The following is a 20,716-nucleotide window of genomic DNA, read 5'->3' on the forward strand; positions in this document are numbered from 1 at the left end:
GATGCACAAGGTGCACTTATCAATCGTTGTTATCGGCTTGGCGCTCTTCGCCGGCTGCGCCATTCCCCAACCGCGGGGCATGGGACAATATGCCCGTGTCCAGGAGCCGAGCACGTCGGCGTGGTATCACCTGTATCTGCCTGTCGACTATGTGAAGAACAAGGGCCGGCGTCCGGACCGCCATCAGCAGAAGTGGCCACTGGTCATGACTTTCCACGGCATGAAACCCTACGACAACGCGCTTCCACAGGAACGCGAGTGGGAAGAGCAGGCCGACATCTACGGATATGTCGTCTGCGCACCTGAGCTTCGGACCTGCGATTCCTTCGTTGAGTTTCCGCTGACGAAGGAACACGACTACGTGTTGGAGGACAAGCGGAATGTCATCGCCATCATGGACCACATCTTCGCCACCACGGAGGCCGATCCCGAAAGGGTGCTTTCGACGAGCTGGTCCTGCGGCGGCTATCTGGCGCATTATTTCGTAAACCGCTTCCCCGACCGTTTCGCGTGCATCGCGACTCGACTTTCCAATTTCTCGGCCGAACTCTTGGAGGAAGACAATGTCCCGCTCTATCGCGACCGGGTGCCCGTGGCGATTTACATCGGAGACGGCGACTTCTCGGCGTGCAAGCGCGAATCAGAGGAAGCCGCGGCCTGGTACAAGGCCCGTGATTTCCGTGTCGTGAGCGCCATGATGATCGATAACATGGGCCACCGGCGCATCCCACAGTTTGCGGCGGCATTCTTCGCGGGACAATTAGGCATCCAGCCGTTGCACCCCGTGAACGCCGCCAAGACCGTCTCCACGGAGTTAATGACGGATTACTACCCGCCGAGTGAGCTGATGGCGAGATTCTCGCCAGTTGAGCGAAATGCATCGTCTCCCAATCAAGGACGATCGCGCAACGTGCAGTCGCTTTCGAGCCGTTAATTCTGATAGGTCCCATTGTCAGCTTGCATCTGACGCGCCCTGAGGGGCGATCTTCGTTATTCACCCCTATCTCGCGGTTTTCAAGAATTAAAGGGATGAGGGAAGTAAATATAACGGTTTGTCGGCAATCAAGAACTTGCGCGCTATGATCCACTCGGTCACGGGGCTCTATTAGTCATTGTGATAGATGCCGTGACGAATTGACTCGAGGAATTCGGAAGACTAAATAAGGGGCAACTCGCAGCAGCGGGAGGCTCATTACTGAGTAAGCCGACGTGGTTGAATGCCTTTGGGCGTTTGAACGCGTCGGCTTTTTTTTTTGCTTAAGAGTTACCTGGATTTCGGTGGCCAAGGCAGGGCACCTTAACACGAATGATCAAAAATGATGGATGCATCACATTCGGAGATCGCACGCGAGATCGCCTTTGCAGCCAGCGCGTTTGAATTGCTGGTGACGGGCCACTCACCCAAGTCGGTGACCGTGGTGCTCAGCGATCGGACGTTGGTGATCACGCTGCACGGAGCTCTGTCGCCCGCCGAGCAGGTCCTTGTCAAGAGCCCTGCCGGCGCCGCGCAGGTGCAGGCATTCCATCAACAGTTGATCGCCACCGCAACTGATCCGTTCCTGCAAGAGATCACGAGAATTACTGGAGTGGGGGTGCTCCAGGCGACCTCCAAAGTCGCGGTAACGACCTCCGCCGTGGTGATGTTGTCTGCGCCTGGAACCAAGGTCCATGTCTTTCTGCTTGGCGGAAGCGTGCCGGTGTGTACCTGGAGCGGAAATGGACAGGTCGAGGCCGCTTAAACAGAGAGATTCAACGAGAACGAATATGACGGACAAATCCAAATCAGAAATTCAAAAAAATGACCCGGATCGGGTCGCGAATGGTGACAGCCCGCCGGGCCAGACCCAGTTGACGATGGCCCAGCAGATAGCCCGGGCGGCGAGCGCGTTCGAGCAGGAGAGGACCGGCATCATCCCGACTTCGGTAACGGTGGTCCAATGCGATGGGACATTGGTCATCACACTTCACGGCGCCTTGTCCCCGGCCGAACGGGCATTGGCAAATACCGCTGCCGGGGCTGCGCAAGTTCAGGAATTTCACCGGCACCTGTTCGCCAACGCCTCCAACTCGCTCAGGCAGGAGATCAAGAGGATTACTGGGGTTGATGTGCGCGAAGCCGCCGTGGAGGTCGAGCCGACATCCGGGGCTCTCGTAGGGGTATTTACAACCGGGACGACTGTGCAGGTGTATTTGATGGCCCAGGACATCTCCGCGGAGTCCTGGAACCGGGGCATTCCCGACAAGATCGTGTGAGAGTGCTGTCTTGAAACGGGAAAGATCGCCGTGTTCGTCATAACGAGAAGAAATGCAGTGTCGGTGATCTTGGATGGACTTGATAGCCAATCCCAATCGCTCAAGGTCACGGTGCTCAAGATTGAAGGCGGGAAGGTGCGGTTGGGCTTCGAGGTCAATCGGGGTGCTTCCATCCATCCTGCGGAGCCCAGGGACTGCGTCACTGCCGGCCTGGCAATGGAATACGCGAATGGAGGTGCGTGTGACGGCGATTTCGCCGCTGGAATGAATTAGGAATGAACCGAATGTGAAACGCCAATGTGACCGGCTTGCTCGACACCGACCGCTCCGGCACGCAAACAGAAAGACATGTATGCAAAAACCACGAAATTTCCTGAATACGGCCTGTGTTCTCGGGACGCTTGCCTTCACGGCTCAGAGCCTCCGTGCGGCTGACTTGTATCCCATCACTCGCGATGACAAGTGCGGCTTCATCGACAATACGGGAAAGGTTCAGATCCCCGCCACTTTCAAGGCCGTCCGTCCTTTCTCAGATGGCCTTGCCGCCGCGCAGCAGGATGACAAGTGGGGGTTCATCGATACTGAAGGCCGCTGGGCCATCAAGCCGGAATTCGAGATGGCAGACGATTTCTCTGAAGGCCTCGCCAAGGTATGCAAGAAGACCGGCGTGCTTGGGTTGGGCGGCAAGACGTGCGGGTTCATTGATCAAAAAGGCAAATTCGTCATCGATTATTCCTACAGCGACGCCGGCCGCTTCTCGGAAGGCCTGGCGCGAGTGGAAAAGGACAAGATGTGGGGTTTCGTCGACAAGACCGGAAAGATCGTAATCGAACCGCAGTTCAACGAGGCCGCGGATTTCGCGGACGGACTGTCTTGCGTCAAGGCGGGCGGAGAGTGGAAGGGAATGTACGGTTTCATTGATGCAAAGGGCAGGATGGCGATTAACCCGACGTTTAGCGCCTCTGCCAGCTTCAATGAGGGCCTGGCCAACTTCGAGAAGGACGGCAAGTGCGGCTACATGGACAAGAGCGGCAAGGCCGTCATCGAGCCGCAGTTCGAGGGAGCATGGGGCTTCTCTCATGGTCGAGCCTGCGTGAAGGTCGGCGGCAAACTCGGATTCATCGATAAGGCCGGCAAGATGGTCATCAACCCGGTGTATGAAAACGCCAAGGCTTTCAACGAAGGCCTCGCCTCCGTGCAGCGCGAGGGCAAGTGGGGTTACATCGGCACCGATGGCACAACGATGATTCCGCTCACTTATGAAGAGGCGGGCGATTTCACGAACGGTCTCGCCCAAGTCAAGTCACGCGGCGTCATGAGCTGGGTCGGAAAGAACGGACAGACCGTCTGGAATCCGACGACCAAGTCCGCCTCGCTCGGCGGTTGATATTCCGGCTGCTCAGGTGCGAGAGGACATGCGACCCTCATGGCTCTCTCGCACCTACAGCCGTTGTCTCGGTCTGTGCGTCTTAAAAGGCAATGCATCGCGTTTCAACGAATGAATCTGTACTTGAACGGGAATCCCAATGCAGGATCCGGTTCAGTGCAGGGGAGACATTGACCATGTTACGGCTAGCTGTCATTTTTCTGGTGGTCGCCTTGATCTCCGCCTTTTTTGGCTACGGCGGCGTTGCAAACTATTCCTATGAAGGCGCGAAGATCCTTGTCTTCGTCTTTCTTGTTCTTGCTGTCCTGTCTTTCCTGCGAGGAAGGTACAGAAGGCCGTCGATCTGACGGTGAACCGCGCTCGGTCCATTGGGGCAGACTGGCGGCATTCGGTCGGGCTTGGCCGCCAGCTCTGAGGGGAGATGATGGCGCGAGTCCCTGGATGGGATGAACCTCAAGAAGGGGTTCGCCCAAGTTGCAGCTGCGTAATTTAGGAACTGAAACCCTTTCGGTAGTGATTCTTCGGAACATTGCGGAAGAAATGAGTTGACCATGTTTACCATGAGATGGAAGCCCCCGCGCCCGATTACAAAGTGGGCTCCAGCTATTGCGATTTTGGTATCAGCGGCCGGTTGTGGACCGACTATCAAGACGGTCACGCCGACCGGCAAGCAGCCGCTGGAGTCTGTGCTGATTGAAGGTGACGGAGAGCGCGGCGGCGTGAAAGGTCTGGATCATGCCACGATCACAGTTGACGGTGGGACGGTCGGCACGCCACTGTTTTCATATCCTAGACCAGAAGTCTTCATCCCGGTACGCCGGGGAGATGGCCGCACGACTACGGGCACAGTCGAGGTGTCGGCTCGAAACGCTGCCGGCGTCGGGAATGTTGTCGCCTACACGGCAGCCAACGTGCCCGTTAACGCGCCGACGGTGAGCATCGACGTCATCACGCCGCCCACCCGGCTGCAGTTCTCCAACGAAATCACGATGACCATCGTTGGCGGAGGGATATTCCCGGGTGCGCGCAACTCGGGCCTTGATCGCCCGCATGCAGGACCGCCGGAGGTGCAGGCAGTACCCGCGGATGGCGGGGCGAATGTGTCGGCCGTGAAATCGATCTGTCTGACGGCCAACTCAATCCAGGTGTTCTTTGCCGACACGCTTCCGCGTGGCACCTACAGAATCTACCTGAAGAATGACGATCGCTACGGCGGCGCAAGCGGAACGTCGGATGTGATGTTCAAGTGGAAGTAGTCGCCGATTCGAGGAGTTCCGAGGAATTGTGGATCTGATCGAGGCGATGCGGAGAAGACCTGTGGACTAAAGAAGTTCGTACGCGATCGGTAGAGGATCCGCGAACACAACAAGCATCTGCAGGAAGTCGATGGGCGGAAGGCTACTGCCATGGCGGAGCCCCAAACATCACCGAACCCATGATGACTTCTGCTGCTCGGCCCGGAAGATGCGAAATGCAGCGTCAATCAAACAAGAGAGAAAAAAATGTATACCTGTAGTTTATGCGTATCCCGCAAGGTCCTAATGGTGCCTGTTGCACTTGTGCCGCTCATTCTAACGGCCAGTTGCGGATTGCTCTTTCTTTCGGGAGTCCCCGGCCCATTGGGCGGATTCCCCGATACCGTTTCGCCAACCGTCAATTCGACAGTTCCTGCGAACACGGCAACCAATGTAAAGCTCAATCAGAAAATAAGCGCGACATTCAATGAGGCGATGGACCCCGCCACGATGACAAACGTCAACTTCACCGTGACGGCGCCCGGACCAACAGCCGTTCTCGGTGACGTGACCTATGCAAACAATGTCGCGACTTTCGCGCCGTCAACTGCCCTTGCCCCCGGCACCACACTAAACGCCGAAGTTACGATTGGATCCAAGGACGTGGCTGGAAACGCTTTGGCGCAGAATTTCTTATGGAGCTTCACAACCGGAACAACGATCGCTCCAGATCCGGAGGCTCCCAACCAATCACCAGTCGACCTGCAATCCACTGCTGGATTTGCAGTCCTGGCTGGCTCCGCAGTCTCCAACAACGCGGGTGCGACCATCCTTAATGGCGACCTGGGGGTCAGTCCAAGCGCCACGGTCAATGGATTCCCTCCTGGCGTCGTGAATGGAACGATCCACGCGGCCGATCCGACCGCCGATCAGGCGAAGCTCGACTTGACCGCTGCATTTCTTGACGCCCAGGGACGATCAACAGACTCTCAAACTTTGCCCGGAAATCTGGGTGGACTTACCTTTGCGCCGGGCCTGTATACCAATTCGACTTCGGTTCTGATATCGGGATCGGGACCGGGCAACAATGTCACGCTCGATGCCCAGGGCAATGCGAACGCAGTCTTCATCTTCCAGATGGGCTCAACACTAACTACGGGGCCCGGCAGTCAGGTGATCCTGAGCGGCGGAGCCAAGGCGGCCAACGTGTTTTGGCAAGTCGGCACATCGGCGACGCTCGACACGACTTCCATCTTCAAGGGGAATCTTCTGGCTCAGACATCCATCACGTTAAATACCGGCGCCACGGTCGAGGGCAGGGTTTTGGCCCAGAACGGTGCAGTCACTTTGGACGCTAACACGATCACAACACCCACACCGTAGCAGATGAGGCAGCGAAGAGATGTCAGATGAGCGTGGCATCAGAAAGAGAAACGGAGTCATGAACAAAAACTGGCTTGGCGCGGTAGGCGCCGTACTGGCAATCGTCATCATCCTGTGGCTGATCGGCGGGGGCAAGATCAGCTGCCGCGATAGCTTCTGGGACAGTGACAAGAAGGTGATCGAAATCACCCACGATTGACGGCTCCGCCCACTACAGCCGAACGATCAAAACGAATGCATAAGGAAACATGTCAAAGCGAATGGGTAGAGGGCCGCCATTACAAACCAGACGATTGTACGTCGTGGTTTTATTTGGTGGATTCCTGAACCCCTTGCCGCGCCTGTCGCTGGTGCGGGAATTTGGAGACAGACCATGACAAAGCAATTAGCAATGACGACAACGGTGATGACCATGAGCCTCCTGTGCCTGGGGTGCGGGCGCATTTTTTCTGAAAGCATGGGCGCACGAGGAGCCTCGGGGCGCGTAGTCGATAGCAGTACATCGCAGGATCTCTCGAAGTATAAGAGCCTGAACTTCGAAACCATCACGGTCGCAAAAGGGGTGCAGGCTCCGACGGAGATGCCCGCCTTGATCCGCTCGGATTTCCTGGCAGTGGCCGATGAAAGAGGACTCGGGCAGGAAGGAGAACCCGGTCTCCGGCTGTCCGGTGAGATCATTCACTACGAAACAGGCAGCAAGCTGGACACGGTAACGGGCCCGTTGGAACAAGTGATTCTTCGCACGACGTTGACGGATGTGCAGAGCGGTGAAGTTGTGCAGGAAACGAATCTGGTTGGCCGTTCGAAGGCCTCATCGTCCAGCGGCGCTGAGAGCTTGGCTGGAGGCCTCGGTAAGGCACTGAATACGTGGCTCAAAAATGGCGGCGTGAAGAACAGTAATGAGAAGAGTGAGGGTTGAGTTCGCGTCGCTCATACGATTCATGATTCACATTTTTTCCGTAAGCGGTGCTGAGCATGCTTGACAAATCACGAACCCGCCACGTTCGGCCTCTTTTTGTGTCCACTTATCCGCCGGAAGAATGCGGACTCGCCACCTTTACGAAGGACTCCGCCGACGCGGTGGATCTGGTGGCGCTGGGACCGGTGTCATCGGTCGCCGCGATCCAGAAAACATGCGCACTCGACTACGCAAGTCCGCGCGTCGTGGATGTCATCGACAACAGCCGCCCCCATGCCTACCGCATGGCCGCGGAGGCGGTTAACGCTGGACCGTTTGATGTCGTCAGCCTGCAACACGAATTCGGGCTCTACAGCGGTGACTGGGGAGCGGACATACTGGACTTCGTGCTCGCCTGCCGCAAGCCCGTTGTCACGACATTCCACACGCTGATGACCGAGCCGAAGCCGCTTCCCCGGCGTATCATCCGAAACCTGGCGGCAAACAGCCGGGGAATCGTCGTGATGACGAAGATCGCCGCGAAGCTATTGGTCAGCGTTTACGGCGTACCGTCTGCGCGCGTGCGAGTCATTCCACATGGCGTTCCCCTGGTCTCATTGGACCACGACCGGGAGCATAAGGTCCGGCTGGGCCTGCCCGGCAAGAAGCTCATCTGCACCTTTGGTTTGATCAGCCGGGGCAAGGGGCTGGAACACATGATCAAGGCCATGCCGCGGATCGTGGCTGCTTTCCCGGATGCAATCTATCAAATCATCGGCGTCACTCACCCCCAGGTCAAACGACAAGAGGGCGAGGTCTATCGCGAATATCTTGCTCGCATGGCGGATGCGTTGGGCGTCGGCGCTCACGTGCATTTTGTGAATGAGTTTCTAAGCCTGCCCGATCTCCTGGAATATTTGCAGGCGTGCGACGTTTATGTCACTCCCTATGCTGGCAAGGACCAGATCGCCAGCGGCACCCTGGCGTATGCAATGGCCGCGGGACGCGCCATCGTGAGCACGCCCTACCTATATGCCGAGGAGGTGTTAGCCGATGGACGGGGTATGCTTGTGCCACCCGCGGATCACGCCGCTCTCGCCGATGCGGCGCTGCGACTCCTGGGTGACGAGGCGTTACGAAAAGAAATGCGCCGGAAAGCCTATGAATACGCCAAGCCAATGCGCTGGCCAAGCGTGGGCCGCGCGTATTTAAAACTCTTTTGCGAGATTGTAGCGTCAAGCTCAGCCAGAACCGCTCGAAGCCAATCGGCGACGTCGGCAACTCTGCATCAAAAGAGTCCTTCGGCTGCGGCTCTCAACTTAGGAATGTAATGGAATTCCCGAACACAGTCTCGCTTGATCACCTGGACCGGATGACGGATTCCACCGGGCTTATCCAACACGCCATTTACTGCGTTCCGAGGCGCGAGAGTGGATATACGGTCGACGACAACGCCCGTGCGCTGCGACTTTGTACACGGTTGTGGTGTCAACATCCGGACGACCGCATGTTGAGCCGAGTGACGGTGTATTTGAGCCTGTTGGAGTACGCGCGTCGCCCCGGTGGAGGGTTTCACAACTTGATGAGCTACCAGCGCCATTGGCTGGACACGGATAGCGAGGGAGACTGCCAGGGCCAGGTAGTTCGGGCATTGGCCGAGGTGCTCGCCAGCAGTCTGCCGGAGGACTTTCGTATTCTTGCTCTTGAGCTCATCGAAGGAGCTCTTCCCACACTGTCAGAACTACGTAGCATTCGGGCGGAGGCGTATGTGATTCTTGCCTGGGGCCGTCTTCGCGATGCGAATCTGGATGGCCTCGAAAAACTGGAGCGCGTGGCCCACTCAGCGGTCCGGCGATTGCTGGATTGCTATCACCGATCTTTTCGTCCCGGATGGTCCTGGTTTGAGTCGCACATGACCTATGCCAATGCAGTATTGCCGCATGCGCTGTTCGTCGCCGCGCGGCACTGGCCGGACGAACCATTCCTCGATGTTGCGAAGGCGTCATATACCTTTCTCGATTACGAAACAACGTCGAAGAACTTCTTCCAGCCCATCGGGAACAACGGCTGGTACCCTCACGGGGAGACGAAGGCAGTCTACGATCAACAGCCCATTGAAGCCGTCACCATGGCCGACGCCGCGCTTGCCGCATTCGGCCTCGTCGGCGAGGACAAATACCTGGCATCCTTTCATCGGGCGCGCGATTGGTTTCATGGCCGCAATAGTCTGGGACTGCCGCTCGTCGATGCCCGATCGGGCGCGTGCCGCGATGGCCTGCATTCCTCCGGCATGAATCGAAACCAGGGAGCGGAGTCGACCCTTGCGTACCTGCTCACAGAGGTAAGTCATGGCGAACTCCAGCTCATGGCGCCACGGAACGGTCAGGCCACGGGCAGCCCGGGACAACACATGCCGAACACGCATAAGAATCCCATAGAGAAGGAAGTCACAAATGCATCGAGCGTCAAATCGCCCTAGCTTGCACACGGTACTTTTTACGCGTCATAGCGCAAATCCCATTCTCACTGCCGCCGACTGGCCTTACCCGGCGCACTCGGTATTCAATGCCGGCGCATGCCAGATCGGCGACGAGACGATCCTGCTCGCACGGGTCGAGGATCGCCGCGGTCATTCACACCTGACCGTCGCGCGCAGCAACGACGGAGTGTCCAACTGGCAGATTGACACCAGTCCGAGCTTTGCCCCGGATTTAGAACTTCATTCCGAAGAGGAGTGGGGTGTGGAGGACCCTCGCCTCACCTGGATGGAAGAACGCCAGGAGTGGATCATTGCCTATACCGCGTACTCTCCGAGCGGCCCGCTGGTCGCGTTGGCCCGAACCAAAGATTTCACGTCATTCTCCCGTTTGGGCCCCGTCATGCCGCCTGAGGACAAGGATGCCGCGGTGTTCCCTCGTCGTTTCGGAGGCAGGTATGCAATGATTCACCGGCCGGTTTCCTCGGGAAGCTCCGGCGCCCACATATGGATCTCGTTCTCGCCGGATCTGATCCACTGGGGAGACCACCAGGTTTTGCTACACGCGAGACAGGGCGCCTGGTGGGACGCGAACAAGATCGGGCTCTCTCCTCCCCCGCTCGAAACTCCAGAAGGATGGCTGATCCTCTATCACGGCGTTCGGCATACGGCAAGCGGTTCCATTTATCGACTTGGCCTGGCCCTGCTGGACCTCGAAGATCCGCGCCGCGTAATTCGCCGTAGCGATGAGTGGATCTTCGCACCGGAGATGCCCTATGAGTGCCACGGGGATGTAGGCTACGTGGTGTTTCCCTGTGGTTGGATTCTGGACAAGGCAACTGGCGTCATTCGGATCTACTATGGTGGAGCTGACTCGTGTCTGGCACTGGCGACGGCTCAGGTATCAGAACTCTTGAATTACCTGAAGAAATGTCCTGGGCCGGTGAATATGACGCGGTGATTTGATTCGACCGCGTTCCACCGTTTCGAGAATCCGGGGCGATTCGAGCCGATTGCCTGATGGAAAAAGGCAGCGGTGGTTTCACCATAGACGAGGCGTCGATGAGGGACAACTGAAACGAGTGCAATAACCGAGGCCGCGCGGAGGATCGCCGCGGATCGGAGAAGGGGAAGGAATTCGATCTCCTTCGCTTTTGCAGCCTGTGCCGAAGCCGCCGTTTAACGCCCAACATCGAGAGCGACTGCGACTTCGCGCGACTCGCTGATGTATTGTCCCCTTACAGCTTTTGCCATTTCTTGATGCGTTTTGAGGACAGTTTATGGGCAGTCGCGTTCATGTAAGCACTCAAGCGAACAATCGCGCTTCAATTTCCCAGATCGTTCGTTCCCATGCGGCTGAGTGATTGGCGCGACCTTGATGCGGCGCAAGCAGGTGGAATAGGGACGCCCGCGTACATTGATCCGCCGGACTGATCCGCGATTGTTTGGATAGCTGGGTCATCTAGATTGATGTCTCCAAAACCCCTACAATTACGCGGAAGCCGAGCGCGAGTTTGAAGAAGTCAGCCGGACGCCGGCGGCAGTGAGCCTTTGCCGCGATCGCTCGCGATGGCCTTTGCGCCTCCGAGGAGTGACGGACAATCTTGTCTTGAAAAGCCTCCTCGAAGAAATGGCGTTCTCCGGCGGAAAGCCGGTTGACGCTGCGCCACAGGCTGAGAATCGCATGCCGGAAGTAACAGTCTGATCAGATCGGCTGGAGCGCATCAAGCGCGGCGGATCTATCCAAGAAGATGCAGGAGGCGTACATGGGCCACTCAATCAAACAAATACGTCGGAAGCGAGGACTGCTCGGAACCGGAGATGCGTCGGGCGACGGTGGCGTTGCTCCCAAACATCGAGCGTCCGGCTTGTCGCGGCCGGGCACGGGTCGACTCGGACGGGCGCTGGCGAAGGCGAGGAAGGAGACGCCGGGCACGCCCAATGAACCGAACAAGCCAAAGAAAAAGAAAAAGAAAACCTCATCGGCGGAGGCACTCAAGGAATGGGAAAACGAAGGCGGACAGACGCCGCCGCAAAGCGTACGACCACCTTCGAAAGCGGCGGCCGCCAGGAAGTCCGTGAAAAAGAAAAAACGAAAGCCTGCATCATCTTCTCCCAATCCACAATCCGTCTCCGCAGCAGATCGCGCGCGACAACGCAAAGCCAAGGCCGCCGCCAAGCTCTCTCGGGTCAAGCGCTCCGGTCTTAAGAACCGCGTGCTTGGACACGTGTCCGCCCGGGGCAAGCGCGCCCAAGCCCGTCGCGATGCGAAGAACGATTAAAAGCTAGGCACTTCGATTATTGAGGAACACACGTCATGATGATACAAGTCAATACGGGTAGACAGACCCCCGACTCCGCCGGCCTGACCGATTATGTTGAAAAGTTGATCCACGATGAGTTCGATCGCTTTGCGGACAGAATCACCCGGGTCGAAGTCCACCTGACCGACGTAAACAGCGCGGCCAAGTCGGGCGGCGACGATAAGCGATGTCAGATCGAGGTGCGCATGTCCGGCCTGCAGCCGTTAAGCGCGACCAACCACGCCGATTCGCACGAATTGGCGATGAATGGCGCCGCTGGAAAAATGTTGAGACTAATCGAAGCCACGCTGGGAAGGCTTGACGATCGTTGAGATTTGACGTGCGGCGGCCATCTGAATTGCTCGAATTAAGTGACAAACTGCACGACGACGACAGCCAGTAAGCGATGCCGGAGAACACGGGACACGCCCAATCGAGACGCAGGCGTGTTGAACAGTCAAAATCGGAATCGACAGTCAACCTCGCGTTTGATGTTGAGGCCGGTTTCGCAGTCAATAACCGTGACAACGCGGCAAGCTCCTTCTTTAGGCAAGCTTGCGACTTGCTTTGAGAATCATCGGAGAGGGAGGGATTCGAACCCCCGGTACCTTGCGGTACAGCGGTTTTCAAGACCGCCACCTTCGGCCACTCGGTCACCTCTCCAGCGGACCGTCGGCGGGCGCGCCGGTGGGCCTGAATCGAAATCGCGCCGCCCGATGGTCATCGGGATTGTACACCTCAAGATTCGGTTGGAAAGCGCGGGGCCCGTTTCGTCCATTTCCCGAGTGCCGCCCTCCCAAAATGATAGCCGTAGCCAAGCCAAATGCCCGGCGGGAAGCCCTATGACATGGGTCTCTCGTGGCCTTTTCCGCCGGTCCGCCGCGACACGGCTCGCCGCGATTGTCAGGTAAATCGCGGGCACATTTCCAATGGGGCGGGTAGAATCACCCCGTAGAGAGGGTCGGCTCGTGAATTCGCTTCCACAAGATGACGAGTCTTCACTGAAGACCTTGGTGTCCCGCGCGGTCGACGGGGACGCCGATGCCCTCTCTACCATGCTTGGTCGCTACGGGCCGGAGATCGAGGGCCGGCTTCAAATCTCGCGCAAATGGCGCACGGTTCTCGAGCCGGGCGATGTCATGCAGGTGACCTACCTGGAGGCCTTCATGCAGATCGGCCGGTTCCGGCCGGATCAGCATGCAAGCTTCCCGGCATGGCTCAAGCGCATCGCGGAGAACAACCTGCGCGACGCCATTCGGGCCCTCGAACGTCAAAAGCAACCGCAGCCTCACATGCGCGTCGAGGCGGCGGTGGGCGCGGAGTCCTTCGTCCAGCTCTACGAGGCCCTGGCGGCGACTTCCACGACGCCCAGCCGCGTCGTCGGAAAGGCGGACACCAAGCGGCTTCTCGAAGAATCCATCGATCAACTCCCCCCCGATTATGCCAGGACGGTGCGGCTCTACGACCTTGAAGGACGCCCGATCGGCGAGATTTGCAGACAGATGGGCAGGTCAGCGGGAGCGATTCACATGCTTCGGGCGCGGGCCCACGAACGACTGTGCGAGCTTCTTGGCACCGCCTCGGCGTGGTTCGGATCGAACGCGTGAATCGGGCCGCCGGTTTGTCGCATGAGAATCAGGAGGGCGGACCGGGATTCGGTCGCCCGTAAGGTCACCAAGCGTGAGCGAGCAAACTGGATCATCAGGACGTCACCAGGCGTGGATCAGCGCTGCGCGCGAGCAATTCGCGGCGGCCAAGGGGGTCGGCGGGTCGTCGGGCGATCGCGCGGCCATCGGCGCACCGGGCGGCACCGCGTCGACGACGGGCGGACGGCGAATCTCGGCTGCGCCCGAATTGCCGGGCTATTCGGGACTGGTCGAGCTTCATCGCGGCGGACAGGGCGTCGTTTATCGCGGGGTGCAGAAATCGACGGGCCGAACCGTGGCCATCAAGGTCATGCGCGAGGGGCCCTTTGCCGGGGAGAGCGATCGACTTCGATTCGAGCGCGAGGCGGCGATCCTGGCAAAGCTCCAGCACGATCGCGTCGTGGGGATCCTGGATCGCGGCGAGGAGGCGGGGTGCTACTACTTCGTCATGGATTACGTGGACGGCCGGTCGCTTGACCGGTATGTCCGTGAGGAGCAACCCAGCCTCCGTAAGCGGCTGGAGTTGTTCGCGCTCATATGCGAGACGGTCAGCGCCGCGCACGTCAAAGGCATCATCCACCGCGACCTTAAGCCGGGCAATCTGCTCGTCGATGAGACGGGGCAACCGCGCGTCCTCGACTTCGGCCTGGCCAAATTGACGTCGCTGGATGACTTCACGGTGACACCCGCGCAGACGATGACCGGGCAGTTCATCGGCTCTCTTCCGTGGGCGTCACCGGAACAGGTGGGCGGTGAGCCGGATCAGATCGACACGCGCACCGATGTCTATTCACTCGGCGTCATTCTGTTTCATCTACTGACCGAGACATTTCCCTATCGCGTCGTGGGCCGTCCCAAGGATGTGATGGAGAACATTCTGTCCGTCGTGCCGGACGCTCCGTCGCGTGTGGCGAAATCTACTTTCCAGGTGACAGCGCCCGGCGAACGAGTTGACGCGGATCTCGACACGATCGCGCTGAAGTGCCTTCAGAAGGATCGGGCACGGCGCTATCAGACAGCGGCGGAGCTGGCCCGTGATGTTCGGCATTATCTCGGCGGCGAACCGATCGAGGCCCGGCGTGACAGCACGTGGTACCTGCTGACCAAGTTGGCGGCGCGACATCGCACGCCGGCCGTCGTCGCCGGGGCGTTTGTCCTGCTGCTCGTCGGTTCGGGCGTCGTTTCGCTGGCCCTCTGGCGACAGGCGACGCAGGAACGCGATCGAGCGATCAAGGTCGGCGACATGGAGGCGTCGGCGCGGCATCGGGCGGACGCGGAGGCGGCCAAGGCGCAGGCGGTCAGCGGATTTCTGGAAGAGATGCTGACGGCGGCCGACCCGACGGTGGCGCGCAACCCCGATCTCACCGTGAAAGAGGCGCTCGATGTGTCGGCGAAGAAGATCGACGAAGGCTCGCTGAAGTCACAGCCGGAAGTCGAGATCGCGGCGCGCAACGCCATCGGCAAGACCTATTTCGGACTCGGACTTTATGAGGAGTCGCTGGCCCAGCATCGCCGCGCTTTGGAGATGGCGCGGCCGGACGGCGAGGGCACGGCGGCGATCGTCGATGAAGACATGCTGGCCGAACTGCTTCGCAGGCTCGGCGAGACTTTGTCCACGATGGGCAAAATCGAGGAGGCGGAAAAGGTTTTCGGCGAGGCGATTGAGATCGGACGACGGCTTCACGGCGACCGAAGCACCGAAGTCGGATTCTGTCTGAACGAACTGGCGATCATCCGGAAGACCCTCGGCGACCGGGAGGGGGCGGAGAAGCTCTATCGTGAGACCCTTGAGATCACGCGGGTAACGCCGGGGCCGGATAGCGCTGAGTACTGCGTCACGTTGAACAATCTGGCGATCCTCGTTTCCGGCCGCGGAGATTTCGACGAAGCCGAAAAGATGATGCGCGAAGTGCTCGAAACGCGCCGCAGGGTGCTCGGCGAGGACAGCCCGGAAGTTGCCAACAGCCTGAACAGCCTCGCCAATGTGCTTCAATCCAAGGGCGATGCCAAAAGCGCCGAGGCGATGCTGCGCGATGCATTGGCCCTGCGCCGGCGCGTGTTTGGAGCGGAGCATCCCGCGGTGGCGACGAACATCAACGATCTGGGCGTGATGCTGGACGGGCTGGGTCGCCACGACGAGGCAGCGGAGTTGCTGACGCAGAGCCTGGAGATGCGCCGCAAGCTCTTGGGCCCCGAGCACACGGAGACCGCCGTCAGCATGAACAACCTGGCGTACGCCCTCTTCAACAACCACGACTACCCCGGGGCGATCAAGATGTTCAGCGACGCCCTGGAATTGATTCGCAAGGGGTTTGGCCCGGTCCATCCCTATGTTTCCGGCGTCCTGTGGAATCTGGCGGATGTCTATGAGGCGATGCACGACGACGAGGCCTTCGAGAAAGCGACACGCGAGATGCTTGAGGTCGATACAAAAATCTTCGGCCTGGAAAGCGCCAAGGTCTGCAACGATCAAGTCCGCGTGGCCATGTGTTTGATCCGTACCGAGCGGCCGGCTGAGGCGGAGGGCCTGCTGCGACAGTGCGTGAAAGTTCGCGAGAAGGTGCTTCCGCCGGGGACATGGACCATTTACTCCGCGCGCAGCCTTCTCGGTGAAGCCCTCGCCGCCCAGAAGAAGTTTGATGAGGCCGAGCCACTGTTGGTTTCTGCGTGTGATGATCTTCAGAAAAATGAAGTCGCGCCGCCGATTCGCAAGAAGGAGGCAATCGAGCGCGTCATCCGGCTTTACGAATCCTGGGGCGTCGCCGCCGCCGACAAGCTGAGTCTGGCACAGCCGTGGCGCGACCAGTTGGCCAAGCTCGATGAGCCCTAGCCCGACCCTGCCGGCCGCCGGTTCAAAGTTGCACCCGTCGCGCTTATCATCTCCGCATGTCCACCGCCGCACAGGTTCGAGTTGATCTGCCGGGCCGCGCCTATGACATCCTGATCGGCGAGGGCGAGTTGGATCGCCTCGGCGAGCAAGTCGCCGCACGCATCGAATCGAAACGAGCCACCATTGTCACCGATAGTCATGTCGGGCCGCTTTACCTCAAGCGCGCCGCTTCAGGGCTGGGGCGCTCAGGCATCGATACGCACGCCGTCACAATTCCAGCCGGGGAAGCCTCGAAGTCACTGACCCAGCTCGCTCGCGTCTTTGACGAGTTAGCGGCGCGCGGCCATTCGCGCGACGAGGTGGTCATCGCGCTGGGCGGCGGGGTCATCGGCGACCTTGCCGGTCTCGCCGCGGCGCTTTGGAATCGCGGTATGCCCTTCGTGCAGTGCCCGACGACGCTGGAGGCGCAGATCGACGCATCCATCGGCGGCAAGACGGCGATCAACCATTCGGCGGGCAAGAACCTGATCGGCGCCTTTCATCAGCCGTCGGTGGTGTGCATCGACGTGACATGCCTGGGGACGCTGTCCGACCGCGACTTCATTGCAGGCCTCGCCGAGTCGGTCAAGCACGCGATCATCTGCGATCCGGCGTTCTTCGCATGGCACGAGACGAACGGGAAGCAAGTGCTCGCCCGCGAGCCGGCCGCGATCATTGAGTTGGTTCGGCGCAATTGCGAGATCAAGGCCCGCGTGGTTGAGCAGGACGAGCGCGAGTCTGCGACCGACGGCGTGGGACGCGCGGCGCTGAACTTCGGCCATACCATCGGCCATGCCATCGAGGCCCAGGCAGCATATGCCCTGCGTCACGGCGAGGCGGTGGCGCTGGGGATGATCGCGGAGATGGACCTGGCCGTCCGGCGCTGCGGGCTTGTCGCGGCCGATCGTGATCGGGCCATCGCGCTGATGGGAGCGACCGGCCTGCCGACGAGGAGCACGGCGCCGATCGACGCAGATGACATCATTTCACGATTGGGGACGGATAAGAAGAAGCGCGGGCAAATGGTCCGGTTTGTCGTGCCGCGCCATATCGGACAGGTAGCGTGGCTGGAAGGCGTGATCGAAGACGATCTCCGCCGCGCGCTCGCAGGCGTGTCGATGCCGTAGCACATCGCGGCGGCTGCCGATAATCCCGCCCTCGTTTCAACAAGCAATTCGAAATCCTGTCGAGCGGCCCAGGCACCCCAGTTTGCGGACGCACTTTTGCGCAGCGGAAGGCGGCGCGCCCGCACAGGCCGCAGATTCAGCGCGCGCGCAACAGCTTCACATCAGCCGCGTCCTAGCGACGCGGTGACGCTTCTTATTGAACACAACAAATCGGGGGGAGCCGAAGGGCGCCGTCGGCCCGGCAGTTGCCACATACACCAGCAAGACTGACCCACGCTGCCCTCAAGTGTTCATAGGCAGCCCGACCCGGCGAAGTCAAACGACCGCAGCAAAGGGCAATAACGCCCGAAGAATTGAAAGGGGCAAGACACATGAAGAATCGAATCCATCAGCTCTCACTGGCCGTCATCGCCTGCGGCTTCAGCGCTTCGACCGCCAACGCCACGCTCATCGACTACAACGGCATGGGATTCAAGTCGTCCATCAACTACAAGCTTGACGGCGATCCCAAGAGCGTCAAAGCGGGACAATTGCTTATCGACTTCGACGGCAAGGACGAGATCGCCTACTGCGTCGATCTTCGTCACACCATCAAGAGCGAGTGGCAGGCAACGTTTGTCAATGTCGATTTCATCAACGGTGGCAAGGCCGCCGCGTTCCTCTTCGACACCTTCGCCGCCGCCGTGGACAGTAATCTCAAGGCCGCCGCCCTTCAGGTCGCCATCTGGGAAGTCGTCGAGGACTATAGCTCGATCAACCTGGGCAGCGGCAATTTCAAGCTCACCACGACCGGCTCGATCGCTGCCCTGGCCCAGAGCTACCTGAGCGTCATCCCTGCCAACCTGAGCAACTACAACACCGACGCCTACATCATCAAGAGCGGCTCGAATCCGCGAAGCCAGCACCTCATCGTGCCGGAGCCGGGAACGCTGATCGCCATCCTCGCCGGCCTGCCACTGGTCTTCCGCCGCAGACGCGAACTGGCCGCCTGACCCTGATATCACCTTCTCCTGTTACCTGCCTACTGTTCGGACGCACACCTTTCCATCGGGCACTCGCAAAGGACGCGAGTGCCCGGTGGTTTTTTACGCGCTTCCGGGACGCCCAGTCGCCGATGTCGCAAGATTAAGTTGTGACCTGGGGCCCGGGATTTCGTATTCAAGGGAGGGTACGCGCGGGAGGCAGGCAGCCCGCCGAATTGTCATGCGAGGACTGAGTATTCATGATGGATGACGCCAGGGGAGAGCGGGGTGAGGGGCTTGGAGGATGGGTGCGCCGGCATCCGAAGCTGACGGCGGTTTTCTGCCTCTTTCTGCTCCTGCTGATGGGCACGCTCCTGTTTGACCGCGCGGCGGGCAATCGGCTTCAACACGAGCTGGACGCGATCAAGGCGCGCGGCGAGCCGATCAGCGTGCAGGATGTCAACGAGGCGAAGATCAATCTGCCGGACGAGAAGAACCCCGCGTTCACTGTGCTTTACCATGCCCAATTCCTGCAAAGGACCTGCAAAGTTTCTGAGGACGCCGACAAACGCCTACCGGAAATCGGGAGCGCGAAGCCGGAGTTCACGGGCGTTCCGCTTCCTGCCGAACAAGTTGAGGCACTTCGGTGGTACTTCGATTCGCGGATTAACGATGTCTATCCGCTCGCGGACCCCACCGACTCGCCATCCGAGGACGAATCCAGAAACACGACGCTTGCCACGGCCGTTGAGGAGATCGAAGCAATCCTGGCCGAGCCTGGCGGGCGATACCAGGTCACGGTCATCACTGACCTGCCCCCAATTTATGTACCAGTTGCTATGAGAGTCGAGTCCACTTTTCGATCCTGCGCAGGCGCTGATAGCGAACCGGCAGGAGGGGAAGAAGCCGGGGTCCAGGGGCAGAGCCCTTGGCGGGGGTTTGGGGGCAGGGCCCCCAAGGCTTCCGATCTACACTGGGCCGCATACGCCGCCGGCGTCTGATAGCCCAGCGACGAATGCGGCCGATGGTGGTTGTAATCATTTTGCCAGGTGGCCGCCAGGACCTTGGCCTCGCGCAGATCGGCGAAGGACTCGGCATTGAGCAGTTCATCGCGCAGCTTGCCATTGAAGCTCTCGGAGTAGCCGTTCTCCCAGGGGCTGCCCGGCTCGATGTAGAGCGTGCCAATCTGCGCCGCCTCCAAGTAGCTTCGCAGCGCCTGGGCGATGAACTCCGGACCGTTGTCACTGCGGAGGAACCGCGGCGCCCCGCGAATGAGGATCACCTGGGCGACGATGTCGATGATCACCGAGGCGGTCATGCCGCGCTCGACTTCCAACGCCAGGCACTCCCGGGTGTACTCGTCGACCAGCGTCAACCACTTCAGCGACCGATGGCCCTCATCCCGGTCATGGATGAAATCCCAGGCCCAGACGTGGTTGGGGTGTTCCGGGCGATGACGCAGAATCCCCCCGTCGCTATGGCCCAATCTGCGCTTCTTGTGCTGCCTTCGAGGCACTCGAAACCCTTCCTTCCGCCACAAGCGATAAACTCGCTTGCGGTTCACCTTCCAGCCCTCACCCCGCAAGAGCGCCCAGACCCGACGGTAGCCATACCGGGGATGGTGTCGTACCTGCTCATGCATCGCGCGCACCAGCATCGGCTCATCCTCCACCACGAGCGGCTCGTACCGCTGAGTGCTTCGCGGCTGACCAACCACCTCACACGCCCGACGCTCCGACACCTCGCATGCCGTCTGCGCCTCCTGCACCGCCTCCCTGCGGCGCGCCGGGCTCGCTATTTTCCCTTCAGCACTTCCTCCAGGATCTGCTTGTCCAGAATCAGGTCGGCCACCGCCTTCTTTAGCCGGCGGTTCTCGATCTCCAGCTCCTTGAGCTGCTTGGCCGCCTCGGCCTTCATCCCGCCGTACTGGTTCCGCCAGCGGTGAAGGGTCGGCTCGCTGACTTCCAGCCGCTGGCACACCTGACCGATGCTCGCCCCGGCCGTCAGCATCGCGTCCGCCTCACGCAGCTTGGCGATGATCTGCTCCGGGCCATGTCGTCTTCGCTTCATCAAGAATCTCCTTGCCCATCCGGGCAGTTAAGACTCTCATAAGAACTGGATCAAGTCTCGGGGAGCAGGTCATCACGCCTGCCATTAACACACTGCTGCCTGAATTG

20 protein-coding genes, 1 tRNA gene and 1 pseudogene are annotated in these 20,716 nt (G+C 59.7%); 19 read left to right on the forward strand and 3 right to left on the reverse strand.

Annotated elements, in window-relative coordinates:
• The first annotated feature begins 10 nt into the window (after window positions 1-10).
• The 15 genes from HS101_10465 to HS101_10535 all read left to right on the forward strand — a co-directional run bounded on the left by HS101_10465 (window position 11) and on the right by HS101_10535 (window position 12,267).
• Window positions 11-934: a prolyl oligopeptidase family serine peptidase gene (locus HS101_10465; protein ID MBE7506694.1), complete on the forward strand. Its 924-nt coding sequence runs from the start codon at window positions 11-13 to the stop codon at window positions 932-934.
• A 382-nt stretch (window positions 935-1,316) separates the two neighbouring features.
• Entirely contained in the window at window positions 1,317-1,739 is a 423-nt protein-coding gene (locus HS101_10470; protein MBE7506695.1) for a DUF2294 family protein, read from the forward strand.
• Between the two features lie 25 nt (window positions 1,740-1,764).
• On the forward strand, window positions 1,765-2,253 hold the full coding sequence (locus HS101_10475) for a DUF2294 family protein (GenBank protein ID MBE7506696.1): 489 nt from the start codon (window positions 1,765-1,767) through the stop codon (window positions 2,251-2,253).
• 57 nt (window positions 2,254-2,310) lie between these two features.
• Window positions 2,311-2,526: a hypothetical protein gene (locus tag HS101_10480; protein ID MBE7506697.1), complete on the forward strand. Its 216-nt coding sequence runs from the start codon at window positions 2,311-2,313 to the stop codon at window positions 2,524-2,526.
• Window positions 2,527-2,605: 79 nt separating this feature from the next.
• Window positions 2,606-3,640: a WG repeat-containing protein gene (locus HS101_10485; protein ID MBE7506698.1), complete on the forward strand. Its 1,035-nt coding sequence runs from the start codon at window positions 2,606-2,608 to the stop codon at window positions 3,638-3,640.
• 176 nt (window positions 3,641-3,816) lie between these two features.
• Window positions 3,817-3,987: a DUF1328 domain-containing protein gene (locus HS101_10490; protein ID MBE7506699.1), complete on the forward strand. Its 171-nt coding sequence runs from the start codon at window positions 3,817-3,819 to the stop codon at window positions 3,985-3,987.
• A gap of 198 nt (window positions 3,988-4,185) precedes the next feature.
• Window positions 4,186-4,896 carry a hypothetical protein gene (locus HS101_10495; GenBank protein ID MBE7506700.1) on the forward strand — a complete coding sequence of 237 codons (711 nt, stop codon included), beginning with the start codon at window positions 4,186-4,188 and terminating at the stop codon, window positions 4,894-4,896.
• 363 nt (window positions 4,897-5,259) lie between these two features.
• A complete protein-coding gene (locus HS101_10500) occupies window positions 5,260-6,258 on the forward strand; it encodes a DUF3494 domain-containing protein (protein MBE7506701.1) in 999 nt (332 codons plus the stop codon).
• A gap of 58 nt (window positions 6,259-6,316) precedes the next feature.
• Window positions 6,317-6,457 (forward strand): hypothetical protein, encoded by a 141-nt coding sequence (locus HS101_10505; protein MBE7506702.1) that lies wholly within the window; start codon window positions 6,317-6,319, stop codon window positions 6,455-6,457.
• A 174-nt stretch (window positions 6,458-6,631) separates the two neighbouring features.
• Window positions 6,632-7,177: a hypothetical protein gene (locus tag HS101_10510; protein MBE7506703.1), complete on the forward strand. Its 546-nt coding sequence runs from the start codon at window positions 6,632-6,634 to the stop codon at window positions 7,175-7,177.
• A 161-nt stretch (window positions 7,178-7,338) separates the two neighbouring features.
• Entirely contained in the window at window positions 7,339-8,487 is a 1,149-nt protein-coding gene (locus HS101_10515) for a glycosyltransferase (protein MBE7506704.1), read from the forward strand.
• A gap of 176 nt (window positions 8,488-8,663) precedes the next feature.
• The gene (locus HS101_10520) at window positions 8,664-9,635 is read left to right on the forward strand and encodes a hypothetical protein (protein MBE7506705.1); all 972 of its coding nucleotides are present in this window, start codon (window positions 8,664-8,666) and stop codon (window positions 9,633-9,635) included.
• Entirely contained in the window at window positions 9,610-10,593 is a 984-nt protein-coding gene (locus HS101_10525; GenBank protein MBE7506706.1) for a glycosidase, read from the forward strand. The genes HS101_10520 and HS101_10525 overlap by 26 nt, the downstream gene beginning before the upstream one ends.
• A gap of 805 nt (window positions 10,594-11,398) precedes the next feature.
• Window positions 11,399-11,914, forward strand: a complete 516-nt coding sequence (locus HS101_10530) for a hypothetical protein (protein ID MBE7506707.1) — start codon at window positions 11,399-11,401, stop codon at window positions 11,912-11,914.
• Between the two features lie 35 nt (window positions 11,915-11,949).
• Window positions 11,950-12,267 (forward strand): HPF/RaiA family ribosome-associated protein, encoded by a 318-nt coding sequence (locus tag HS101_10535; protein ID MBE7506708.1) that lies wholly within the window; start codon window positions 11,950-11,952, stop codon window positions 12,265-12,267.
• A 246-nt stretch (window positions 12,268-12,513) separates the two neighbouring features.
• On the opposite strand, the gene HS101_10540 is transcribed toward HS101_10535, so the two are convergent.
• A tRNA-Ser gene (locus HS101_10540) sits at window positions 12,514-12,598 on the reverse strand.
• Window positions 12,599-12,903: 305 nt separating this feature from the next.
• On the opposite strand from HS101_10540, the gene HS101_10545 reads away from it, so the two are divergent.
• The 4 genes from HS101_10545 (at window position 12,904) to HS101_10560 (ending at window position 18,569) form a co-directional block, all read left to right on the forward strand.
• Window positions 12,904-13,542 carry a sigma-70 family RNA polymerase sigma factor gene (locus HS101_10545; protein ID MBE7506709.1) on the forward strand — a complete coding sequence of 213 codons (639 nt, stop codon included), beginning with the start codon at window positions 12,904-12,906 and terminating at the stop codon, window positions 13,540-13,542.
• 73 nt (window positions 13,543-13,615) lie between these two features.
• Window positions 13,616-16,411, forward strand: coding sequence for a serine/threonine protein kinase (locus HS101_10550; protein ID MBE7506710.1), 2,796 nt, complete (start codon window positions 13,616-13,618; stop codon window positions 16,409-16,411).
• A gap of 56 nt (window positions 16,412-16,467) precedes the next feature.
• Window positions 16,468-17,577, forward strand: a complete 1,110-nt coding sequence (aroB, locus tag HS101_10555) for a 3-dehydroquinate synthase (GenBank protein MBE7506711.1) — start codon at window positions 16,468-16,470, stop codon at window positions 17,575-17,577.
• Between the two features lie 371 nt (window positions 17,578-17,948).
• On the forward strand, window positions 17,949-18,569 hold the full coding sequence (locus HS101_10560) for a PEP-CTERM sorting domain-containing protein (GenBank protein ID MBE7506712.1): 621 nt from the start codon (window positions 17,949-17,951) through the stop codon (window positions 18,567-18,569).
• A 209-nt stretch (window positions 18,570-18,778) separates the two neighbouring features.
• Here the strand turns inward: HS101_10560 and HS101_10565 are convergent, their stop codons facing one another.
• Together HS101_10565 and HS101_10570 are read right to left on the reverse strand one after the other, a co-directional pair.
• Entirely contained in the window at window positions 18,779-19,060 is a 282-nt protein-coding gene (locus tag HS101_10565) for a hypothetical protein (GenBank protein MBE7506713.1), read from the reverse strand.
• Between the two features lie 467 nt (window positions 19,061-19,527).
• Window positions 19,528-20,609 (reverse strand): annotated as a pseudogene (locus tag HS101_10570) (IS3 family transposase).
• Between the last annotated feature and the right edge of the window lie 107 nt (window positions 20,610-20,716).

This window comes from Planctomycetia bacterium, assembly GCA_015075745.1.
Lineage (GTDB): Bacteria > Planctomycetota > Phycisphaerae > UBA1845 > UTPLA1 > UTPLA1.